The sequence below is a fragment of the Pseudoduganella buxea genome, assembly GCF_009720835.1.
Classification (GTDB): domain Bacteria; phylum Pseudomonadota; class Gammaproteobacteria; order Burkholderiales; family Burkholderiaceae_D; genus Rugamonas; species Rugamonas buxea.
In genome coordinates this window covers 1-9,824 of record NZ_WNKZ01000142.1, presented here as the reverse complement: position 1 = coordinate 9,824, position 9,824 = coordinate 1, and the positions used below count along the sequence as shown (strand labels likewise).

Genomic DNA, 9,824 nt, shown 5'->3' with positions numbered 1-9,824 from the left:
TGACTGGCTCGCTCATCACCTGTTTGAGACGCTCGACGAAATCCAGGAATTTGCCGCCAACTGGTTGTGGACCTACAATCACGACCGACCCAATATGGCGCTCGGCGGTATCACGCCAAAACAGAAACTGGCACTTGCCGCTTAACCTCTACTTTTAGCGTGCTCTAAAAATGGGGGGATTACCGAGCGGCCAGAACCAGATTGTGGTGGCCGAGAAGTAGCAGCTGCGTGCACAGTCCAAGTAACCATGTTCGCCCATCGCGATCAAGTCGATGTGGCCGCCATTGCCGCCTTCGATCTTGAAGGAAGACACGACGCCCTGGCGCGCGGCGATGCCCTCCTGCGCGGCGCGGCCGCCCTTGTAGACCTCGGGTGCTCCCCACGCCTTTTTCAGGATGCGGAGAGTGCCGCCTGGCGCTGTTCGATATAGCGTCCCTCCACCGGGCCGGCCTTTACGCGCATCTTCGCCCCCGGCAGTGTGACGTTCGAACGCAGCAGGGCATAGCTCATGCGTATCGCACAGGTATCGACATAGGCCTTGTGGTCAATCAGGTCGCCCCAGCCGAGGGTCTCGTACAAGGCAGCCCGGCTTTCGGCGCGGGGGAAAAATTGACGCAACTTTTGATACGTCGGCTTCATCATTTTGCTCCTGGCTGTTTGCAAGGGTAGTGTGCGGAAAGGGCGCCCAACACCAAGGCTGCGGCATCGCCCTTGAGCTTCTCCGCACTGAGGCGTGAAAGATCCTCGACCACTGCGTAGTTCAGCTCATGCGGAACAGCCTTGCCAACCGGGCACCAGGTTTTTCCGGCCACCGTGTCCATTACCCCGTCGATGTAGCCCATCGCTCGCTCCCGCAGCATGGAGTTGCGCCCGACACCCGGCTCGGCCAGCATGTCGAGCACCAGCTTCTGACCAGTCATGGCGGGGCGGTAGGCTGCTTCACACGAGGCAGCAGCATGCGTGGCGAGCAAGAGTGCGAAGAGCAGCGCCCTCATGTTTTCGCTCTCGCTGGAACGCCGCGTTGCTCGGCATTTGATACGATGCAAGGAATCATGGGTACCTCCGCAAAAATTCGTCAGTGCATTGTGGCAGGGTCGGTGTGGAGTGGGTTCGCGGTGTCTCGCCAGAGCTCAATATGATAGGGCGCAAGAGCATCCGGGGCCAAGCCGAGGCGTGCTGTCCATCCAAGATGGCCGACGCGCCCTGGCGTATTGTATGCATGTGCAATATCAAGGCGCCTATGAATGCAGTAGACTCTCCAAAAACTGCTCCTCGGCCACGCAGCGCTGGGTTGGACTGCCAGTGCTCCTAGTCCGCCTGCGGGTGGGCGGACGGCGCGTTACCGGCGATGGGTTCCATGCCGCCGAGCCACCGGCGGGCCGGCTTATCCTGCGTCTCCCGGACAAGTTCCAGAACGGCGGGGCCAGCAAAATCGCCGCCCCCCCGACAATACCCAGTTGCCCCAACAGTTCAATGACATGCCTAATCTTCACAACTGCTGCCGCGTAGCGGCCATGTCGTTCCTATTCCTTTGCGCCAGCGCCACCGGGCTCACCCGAGCACTCGCAGAGGCCGAGAAAGGCGATATCGGGGCGATGCATTCGGTCGGCTTCCACTATGCGACCGGCCGGGATGTCCGGCAGGATTATGCCCAGGCGATGACCTGGTTCCAGCGTGCCGCGCTGAGCGGTCAACACAATTCCATCTACAGCCTGGGTATCATGTATCGATTGGGGCAAGGCGTGGACGTCGACATGATCCAGGCGGCCGCCTGGTACGCACCGGCTGCGAAGTACATCGCCCGCATCGACGGTGAGTGGATCGTCCCGCGCGCGAAGGTGGCGATGTATGAACGCCAGTCGGCCGAGGTCGCCGGTTCGTTGTCGGCATCCGCGCGCACCGAAGCGCTCAGGCGTGCCGAGCAATTACTTTTGACGATCAGGGAACATGCGGCCACGCCGGCAGCGGCTCATGCCGACAGGTGAAGAACGGCGCTGGCGCCCTGCTGGCTTGTCCGCCAGCCCCTGACAGCAGTTACTAGCACCGCCGATCCATTATCACGCACTCTCACTCCCAAGCCCGCGCCGCCGACCGGTGCAAGGTCCACGTGAACCCGGCCCCCACGGAAACGCCGCTGGTCTTGCGGAACAGGGGGCTGTCCCGGTTGGCCGCGTGGCTGTGGTTGTCGTAGCGGGCGAAGCCGAATACGCGCCAGTCGGGCGTGATGCGCCGCGACAGGCTCATGCCCAGCCGCGTCATCATCAGGCCGCCCGATGCTTCGTACACGGGGCGGGTGGGGGTGGCGTAGCGCGGGGCGACGTCGTAGAAATAGGAGTTGAGCCGGGCATTGCCGAACACGGCGCCGAGGTTGGCGTCGGCATGCCACTTGCCGGTGCCGTCGCCCGTCTCGTAGACCACGCGGGGCTCGAACACGAGGCCCTGGCGGCGGAAACCGTTGCCCAGTTCCAGGGGCATGCGCAGCGGCAGCTCCAGCCGGACACGGCTGGTGGGCGAGGGCTGGGCCAGCAGCACCTTCAGGCGTGGGCCGAATTCCAGCAGCGAGTGCAGGTCCGGCATGCCTGCTCGGGCGTCCACGTCGTCCGAGCGGGACGGCAGCGACAGTGCGAAGCCCAGGTCGAGCTCCATGCGGTCGCTGTTGATCAGCCGCGCGTTGACGCCGGAGCGGTCGGCGCGGATGATCTTGCCCCGGTAAATCACGATAGGCAGCAGCAGCGCGCGCCCGGCGCGGTCGTCGGCACCCGGATAGGCGGGCGTGGCGGCGGCCCCGCCGAAGACGCCGATTTCCCACAAGGGCAGGGCGGGGACGGCCACGGTCGCTGCCGCTGCCGCGCCGGCCGATGCCATCGCGGCGAGCAGGGCGATGCCGCTGCCGATGCGCCGCCACATGAGTGGGCCGTGAAGATGTCGGGACATGGAGTTCTTCCTTCGGACACGGGACAATGAACGATGCAGCCACCTTACCATGGCCGGCTGGCGGCGCCCACGATCTCCGCTGTCCTACAAACACCGCGCCGGTGCGCCTATCCCCGCCGCGGGCCGCATGGATTACGCTGGAGTCATTACGTCAACAGGAGATCACCATGCCGAACAATACCAACGACACCAATGGCGGCCGTTCGCTCGACCAGTCCGTACAAGCCGGTATCGACGCCGCCAATGCCATCGACGCGGACACCCGCAGCGAATCGGACAAGGGGTATGACGAGGCCGTGCGCACGCCGTGGAACGGCAGCGAGCAGTCGGACCGGCCCCAGCAGCGCAAAGGGGAGCAGCACGGGGAAGACGCCCAGAGCCTGTCCGGCGGCGGGCGTCCCAGCGATCCGACCGGCGTGGAAACGGCGGCGGGCAACCAGCAATCTTCCAGCTGAGCAAACGGCCCCTTCGCACTCCGGGTTGAATGCGGTACCATTGTAAATATTTCAACAACGAAAGACTTTACCATGACCGTTACAACCCAGGAGCGCCGCATGCTCGTGTCGCTGCGCATCGAACTGGCGCCTTTCCCAGAGGAAAACCGCGACCTGCAATTCACCGTGGTCGACAAGGCCGGCACGACGATGAACGCGGCCGTCAATGCCCGTCCCGGTGAGTTCGAAGACCTGCACGACACCCTGTCGCGGATCGCCGCGAAGACGGCCGAGCCCACCGGCGAGCTGCCGTTCGGCCAGCCGGACCAGCCCCGCGTGCTGATCGGCTTCGACGGCTTCAAGCCGCCGAACTACCGCTTCCATTGCACGATCGCCTATCCGGCCGGCGACGGCAGCTTCGTGCCGACCACGTGGATCGCCCCCGTCTCCGAGGCGTCGCTGGCCCGTTTGGTGGAATCGCTGCGCGCCGTCTCCGAGGCCGGCTCCGGCCTGGTCGAGTGGACCGCGGCCGGCTGATACCGCCGCGCGTCCTTCCTGCCCGCTAGCCCCGCTGCGGCCTGCCACTTCTTGCCGGGGGCGCAGCATCGGTGCGGGCGCCGCGCCGCGCGGGCTTTGTTAACAGGTGCTTTGCGCCGTGCCATCCGGTATGATAGTTCGTACCGGAGACACGACAAGGGGCGCCGCCGTGACAGTCGATGTGTGGGCCACGGATACCGTGGCCAGTGGAATCGCCGGCCTCGACACGATCCTGCAAGGCGGCTTCGTGCGCGACCGGCTCTACCTGATCGAAGGGGCGCCCGGCTCGGGCAAGACGACGCTGGCCCTGCAGTTCCTGCTCGATGGCGTGCGCCGTGGCGAGAGCGTGCTGTACATCACCTTGTCCGAATCGGCCGCCGAACTGCGCGGCAGCGCCGCCTCGCATGGCTGGTCGCTGGCAGGCGTCGACATCCATGAAGTGCTGCCTTCCGAGCAGATCCTCCAGCCCGAAGAACAGTACTCTATCTTCCACCCGGGCGACGTCGAAAGCCGCGCCACCACGGACGATATCCTGGCCGCTGTCAAGCGCGCCCGGCCGCGCCGCGTCGTGCTCGATTCGCTGTCCGAACTGCAGCTGCTGGCCACCAGCGCGCTGCTGTACCGGCGCCAGGTGCTGGCACTGAAACAGTTCTTTGCCAGCCGTAACTGCACCACGCTGCTGCTGGACGACAAGACCGGCTCCGACGGCGACCGCCAGGTGCGCAGCGTGGCCCACGGCGTCATCGCGCTCGAACGCATTCCCAGTGAATACGGCGGTATCCGCCGGCAGATCGAAGTGATCAAGCTGCGCGGCGTCGCCTTTGCCGAAGGCCTGCATGACTACCGCATCGTCACGGGCGGGCTGGTGGTTTATCCCCGCCTGGTGGCGGCGCAGACGCGCCAGGCCCGCGGCTATGCCCGCTTCTCCACCGGCGTGCCGGCACTGGACGACATGCTCGGTGGTGGCCTGGAGCAGGGCACCAGCACGCTGGTCGCAGGGCCGTCCGGCTCGGGCAAGTCGTCGCTGGCGACGCAGCTGGTCGCTGCCGCGCTGGCGCGGGGCGAACCGGTGGCCATGTTCATCTTCGACGAGTCGGCCGGCAGCTTCATCCACCGCGCGCATGGCCGGAACGTCGACTTCGCCCAAGCCGTCGAGCGGGGCCGACTGCAACTGCACCAGATCGATCCGGCCCAGATGAGTCCGGGCGAATTCACCCATTCCGTGTGCGCCGCCGCCGATGCCGGCGCGCGCATGATCGTCGTCGACAGCCTGCAGGGCTTCCAGCGTTCGATGCCCAGCGAAAAACTGCTGGCCACCCACCTGCACGAACTGCTGACCTACCTCAACCAGTCCGGCGTGGCCACCGTACTGGTGGGCCTGCAGCACACGGCCCCGGCCGAACGCATGGCAGTGGAGTCGTCCTTCCTGGCCGATAACATCATCATACTGCATTACTTCGAGGCCGGCGGCGCCGTCTGCCAGGCTATATCGGTCTACAAGAAGCGGGGCGGCGAGCACCAGCGCACGATCCGCCACTTCCGCATCGCCGCCAGCGGTGTCGAGATCGGCGCCGTGCTGACGGGTTTTCGCGGCATCCTCACCGGCACCCCCAGGCTGGCCGACAGCGAGGCGCCGGCCCTGGCGACTGTCGATGGTTGACGTTACGCCCCTGGAGCAGCGCGTGCTCGTCTGCACGCCATACGGCAAGGATGCCAGCCTGACGGCGCAGCTGCTGTCGCAGGCCGGCATGGCCTGCACCGTGTGCGACGGCATGGCCGCCGTGTGGGACGCGTTGGCGCAAGGCGCCGGCGCCTTGCTGACGGTGGAGGAAGTGCTGGCGCCGGACGTGGTGACGGCCCTGCAGGCGTGGTTGGGGCGCCAGAGCGCCTGGTCCGACCTGCCCATCCTCGTCCTCACGCGCATGGGCGAGCGTTCGGCCTGGGCCGTCGACGCCTACGAACGCCTGGGCAACCTGACCCTGATCGAACGGCCCGTGCGGCCGCAGTCGCTGGTCAGCGCCACCCGTTCGGCGCTGCGGGCGCGCCAGCGCCAGTACGAGATCCGCCAGGCCGACCAGCGCAAGGACGAATTCCTCGCCATGCTGGCGCACGAGCTGCGCAATCCCCTGTCGCCGATCAGCGCGGCCGCCGCCCTGCTCGGCATCGCCGCCGACGATCCGGCCAAGGTGCGGGCGGCCAGCGCCATCATCACGCGCCAGGTGGGCCAGATGACGCACCTGATCAACGACCTGCTCGACGTGGCCCGCGTCACGCGTGGCCTGATCGTGCTGGAGCACGTGCCGCTGGACCTGCGCGACATCGTCACGGAAGCGCTGGAACAGGCCGCGCCCCTGGTCGCAAGCCGCCATCACCGGCTCGACGTGCGGCTGCCGTCCACGCCGGCGCCCGTGACGGGCGACGTGCACCGCCTGATCCAGGTGGTCAGCAACCTGCTCAGCAACGCCGCCAAGTACACGCCGGAAGGGGGCGCCATCGATGTGGCGCTGGCCGTGCAGGGCGAGCAGGTGGTGCTGCAGGTGGCCGACAACGGCATCGGCATCGCCCCCGGCATGATCGACCATGTCTTCGAGCTGTTCTCGCAGGCCGAGCGCACGCCGGACCGTTCGCAGGGCGGCCTCGGGCTGGGGCTGGCGCTGGTGCAAAGCCTGGCCGAGTCGCATGGCGGCGGCATCGCCGTCAGCAGTCCGGGGGCGGGGCGGGGCAGCGTCTTCACGTTGACCCTGCCGCGCCGCGAGGCGGCCGCGCCATGCCACGCCCATGAGGACTGCGCGCCGCGCAAGCCTGCGGCGGCCAATATAGCGCCCCTGCGCGTGCTGGTGGTGGACGATAACGTCGACGCGGCCGATGCGCTGAGTCTCGTGCTCGGCACGGCCGGCCATGCCGTCACGGTGGCGCATTCGCCAGCCCAGGCGCTGGCCGCCCATGCCCGCTACGATGCGTGCCTGCTCGATATCGGCCTGCCCGGCATCGACGGCTACGAGCTGGCGCGCCAGTTGCGGCGCCGCCCCGAGCTGGCCGGCAGCTGTTTCATCGCCGTTACCGGCTACGGCATGGCAAACGACCGCCAGTGTGCGCTGGCGGCCGGCTTCGATGGCTACCTGGTCAAGCCGGTCGACGTGGCCGAACTCGACGCGCTGCTGGCGCGCCTGCCGCGGCCCCGCCGTGCCGGCCGCGCGGGCGAGGTCAAGGCCGTGGCGCCGCCAGCGCGGCCTCAAGCTGCGCCATCGTAAACGGTTTGCGCAGCAGGGCGGCGGGAAACGCCAGCACCGGCAGTTCGGCGCCGGAAACGAAGATCACGCGCAGGCCCGGCCGCGCGGCCAGCGCCTGCGCGGCCAGCTCGAGGCCCGATTGGCCGGGCAGGTGCACGTCCGTCAGCAGCACGTCTGCCGCGCCCAGCACGGCCAGGGCGCCATCGGCCGAGGCCAGCGGCGTGACGGCGTGGCCCAGCAGCTCGAGCATCTGGCACAGGATCTCGCGGCCGTCCTGGTTGTCCTCGACGACCACGATGCGCAGTGCCGCCGGGCCGGAAACCGGTCCGGCATCGGACCCTGATGCCGGCGCCGTGGCGGGGCGCTGGTCCAGCACTTCGCGCACGCGCCGCGCCAGGTCCGGCCGCGCGTAGGGTTTGCTGAGCAGCTCGACGCCGGGATCGAGCCGGCCTTCGTGGACGATGGCGTTCTGCGTGTAGCCGGAGGTGTACAGCACGCCGATCGACGGCAGCAGCGCGCGCGCGTGCCGCACCAGCTCCGTGCTGCGCAGCGGCCCGGGCATGACGACATCCGTAAACAGCAGGTCGACGTGGACGCCGCTCTGCAGCAATGTCAATGCCGTCTGCGCGTCGGCCGCGCGCAGCACGGCGTAGCCGAGGGCGGTGAGCTGCTCCACCACCACCTGGCGCAAGGCCTCGTCGTCCTCGACCACGAGGATGGCTTCGCGCCCGCCCACCACGGGCCCGCTGGCCGGGCGCGGCTCGACATGCTCCGGCCGATGCGTGCGGGGCAGGTAGATCTTGACGGTGGTGCCGATGCCCGGCTCGCTGTACAGCTTCAGGTGCCCGCCGCTCTGCTTGACGAAGCCGAAGGCCATCGACAGGCCCAGGCCCGTGCCTTCGCCTTCGCGCTTGGTGGTGAAGAACGGTTCGACCGCACGCTCCAGGGTCTCCGGTGCCATGCCGCAACCGTTGTCCGTGACGGCCACCATTACGTACTGGCCGGGACGCACGTCGGCGTGGGCGGCGATGTACTGGGTATCGAGGGTGGCATTGGCCACCTCGATGGTCAGCATGCCTTGCCCGCCCATGGCGTCGCGCGCGTTGACGGCCAGGTTGATCAGAACGTTCTCCAGCTGGGCACGGTCGGCCATCGTGGTCCAGCTGCCGCCGCCGATGACGGTTTCGATATCGATGCCCTTGCCCAGCACCTGGTGCAGCAGCTCGTGCAGGTCGCGCACGATGCGCGACAGGTTCAGCGCCACCGGCTGCAGGGGCTGGCGCCGTGCGTAGGCCAGCAGTTGCGCCGTCAGCCGCGCGCCCCGTTCGACGGCGGCAGCGGCGCTGGCCGCGCGCCGCGTCGCCGCCGTGTTGCCGGCCTGCTCCAGCGCCAGCAGTTCGAGGTTGGCCGCCACCACCTGCAGGATATTGTTGAAGTCGTGGGCGATGCCGCCCGTCAGCTTGCCGATCGATTCGAGCTTCTGCGCATGGTTCAGCGCCGCCTGGGCCTTCTGCAGCTCGGCGCTCCGTTCGGCCACCTGGCGTTCCAGGTCGTCCTGGTGGCGGATCAGCAGGTCCTGCATCAGCTTGTACTCGGTGGCGTCATTGCCCTGGCAGAAAATGCCGGTGACGTCCCCGGCGCCGTCGAACAGGGGCTGGTAGACGAAGTCCAGGTAGCGTGTCTGCGATGCGCCGCCCGGGCCGCGCCGCAAGCTGATCTGCATATTGCGGCCCACATAGGGTTCGCCCGTGATGAAGACCTGGTCGCGCAGCCGGGCGAACGGCTGGCCGGTCAGGTCGGGGAAGACGTCATCGATGGGGCGGCCGATCAGCTCATCGGCGCCCATGATGTCGAAGTAGGCGCGGTTGGCCAGTTCGAACACATGGGCGCGCCCGCGCGTGACGGCCATGAAGCCGGGGGCCTGGTCGAACAGCCGGGCCAGTTCCAGGTACTGGCCCTGGGCGCTGGCGATGGCGGCCTGGCTGCTGGCCCGTTCGACCTGCAGCGAGCGCTCCCGTTCCGACACGTCGCGCAGCGCCAGCATGGCGCCTGCGAAAGTGGCGTCGTCCTCGCGCACGCTGGAAGCGACCAGCTCCAGCACGGTGCCGGGCAGGGTGGCCAGGCGCAGCTCGGCCTGGGCGCGCGTACGGCCCGTGCGCACGGCCGCCAGCGCCCCTTCGACGCCGGCGTTCCACAGCGGCAGGTCCTGCAGGCGTGCGCCGCGCAGGCTGCCCGTATAGCCCACCGCATAGCGGATGGCCGCGTCGTTCCAGTACAGCACGCGCAGCTCGGCGTCCACCAGGATCACGGCGTCGGGCGCCTGATCGAGGAAGGTGTCGAGGTAGCGCTCGGCCTTTTGCAGCCGGCGCAGCTGGGTCGCGTCGATCGGCCGGGCCGGCGCCATCTGGGCATTGGCGCGGTTCAGCGTGGTGCGCACGCGGCGGGCCCGGCGCCCCGCCTCGGCCAGCGCCACCAGTTCGCGCGCGGGATCGATGTCGTGTCCGGTGAGCAGGGTGATGCTGCGCATCAGCGGCGTGTGGCGGATGCTGTCGCGCAGGCCGTCGATGGCGTCCGGCGGCGCCAGCACCAGCAGGCGGCAGGCGGGCCAGGCCTGCTGGACCTGGCGGGCGATGGCCAGGGGGCGGGGCAGGCAGTCCAGCACGACGACGGCGGGGCCGTCGCGGCCCTG

The 9,824-nt window shown here is 68.2% G+C and carries 10 protein-coding genes; 6 read left to right on the top strand and 4 right to left on the bottom strand.

The annotated features are described in order from the left end of the window. The coding region (locus GM672_RS26200) for an integrase core domain-containing protein (RefSeq protein WP_155470803.1) at window positions 1-145 on the top strand (145 nt) is incomplete at its 5' end. A 245-nt stretch (window positions 146-390) separates the two neighbouring features. Here the strand turns inward: GM672_RS26200 and GM672_RS26195 are convergent. Both GM672_RS26195 and GM672_RS26190 read right to left on the bottom strand, forming a co-directional pair. After that, window positions 391-642 carry a T6SS effector amidase Tae4 family protein gene (locus tag GM672_RS26195; RefSeq protein WP_155473459.1) on the bottom strand — a complete coding sequence of 84 codons (252 nt, stop codon included), beginning with the start codon at window positions 640-642 and terminating at the stop codon, window positions 391-393. Next, on the bottom strand, window positions 639-995 hold the full coding sequence (locus GM672_RS26190; protein ID WP_155473458.1) for a Rap1a/Tai family immunity protein: 357 nt from the start codon (window positions 993-995) through the stop codon (window positions 639-641). The genes GM672_RS26195 and GM672_RS26190 overlap by 4 nt, the downstream gene beginning before the upstream one ends. A gap of 519 nt (window positions 996-1,514) precedes the next feature. Here GM672_RS26190 and GM672_RS26185 point away from each other — a divergent pair. Continuing rightward, window positions 1,515-1,985, top strand: a complete 471-nt coding sequence (locus GM672_RS26185) for a tetratricopeptide repeat protein (RefSeq protein ID WP_170300257.1) — start codon at window positions 1,515-1,517, stop codon at window positions 1,983-1,985. Between the two features lie 82 nt (window positions 1,986-2,067). Here GM672_RS26185 and GM672_RS26180 read toward each other — a convergent pair whose 3' ends face one another. Then, a complete protein-coding gene (locus tag GM672_RS26180) occupies window positions 2,068-2,934 on the bottom strand; it encodes a MipA/OmpV family protein (RefSeq protein ID WP_229417960.1) in 867 nt (288 codons plus the stop codon). A gap of 167 nt (window positions 2,935-3,101) precedes the next feature. Between GM672_RS26180 and GM672_RS26175 the strand changes: the two genes are divergently transcribed. From GM672_RS26175 to GM672_RS26160, 4 genes are all read left to right on the top strand, one after another. Further along, window positions 3,102-3,389, top strand: a complete 288-nt coding sequence (locus GM672_RS26175) for a hypothetical protein (RefSeq protein WP_155473456.1) — start codon at window positions 3,102-3,104, stop codon at window positions 3,387-3,389. Between the two features lie 72 nt (window positions 3,390-3,461). Next, the gene (locus GM672_RS26170; protein WP_155473455.1) at window positions 3,462-3,905 is read left to right on the top strand and encodes a hypothetical protein; all 444 of its coding nucleotides are present in this window, start codon (window positions 3,462-3,464) and stop codon (window positions 3,903-3,905) included. 169 nt (window positions 3,906-4,074) lie between these two features. After that, entirely contained in the window at window positions 4,075-5,565 is a 1,491-nt protein-coding gene (locus GM672_RS26165; protein ID WP_229427707.1) for a DUF7125 family protein, read from the top strand. Then, window positions 5,558-7,156 carry a hybrid sensor histidine kinase/response regulator gene (locus GM672_RS26160; protein ID WP_155473453.1) on the top strand — a complete coding sequence of 533 codons (1,599 nt, stop codon included), beginning with the start codon at window positions 5,558-5,560 and terminating at the stop codon, window positions 7,154-7,156. The genes GM672_RS26165 and GM672_RS26160 overlap by 8 nt, the downstream gene beginning before the upstream one ends. Here GM672_RS26160 and GM672_RS26155 read toward each other — a convergent pair. Next, window positions 7,110-9,824: response regulator (locus GM672_RS26155; RefSeq protein ID WP_155473452.1), on the bottom strand; the 2,715-nt coding region annotated here is incomplete at its 5' end. The genes GM672_RS26160 and GM672_RS26155 overlap by 47 nt on opposite strands.

Excerpts from the sequence above, each read along its gene's own strand:
- GM672_RS26180 (WP_229417960.1), bottom strand. The coding sequence starts at position 2,934 with ATGTCCCGACATCTTCACGGCCCACTCATGTGGCGGCGCATCGGCAGC.
- GM672_RS26170 (WP_155473455.1), top strand. The coding sequence starts at position 3,462 with ATGACCGTTACAACCCAGGAGCGCCGCATGCTCGTGTCGCTGCGCATC.
- GM672_RS26160 (WP_155473453.1), top strand. The coding sequence starts at position 5,558 with ATGGTTGACGTTACGCCCCTGGAGCAGCGCGTGCTCGTCTGCACGCCA.
- GM672_RS26175 (WP_155473456.1), top strand. The coding sequence starts at position 3,102 with ATGCCGAACAATACCAACGACACCAATGGCGGCCGTTCGCTCGACCAG.
- GM672_RS26185 (WP_170300257.1), top strand. The coding sequence starts at position 1,515 with ATGTCGTTCCTATTCCTTTGCGCCAGCGCCACCGGGCTCACCCGAGCA.
- GM672_RS26190 (WP_155473458.1), bottom strand. The coding sequence starts at position 995 with ATGAGGGCGCTGCTCTTCGCACTCTTGCTCGCCACGCATGCTGCTGCC.
- GM672_RS26195 (WP_155473459.1), bottom strand. The coding sequence starts at position 642 with ATGATGAAGCCGACGTATCAAAAGTTGCGTCAATTTTTCCCCCGCGCC.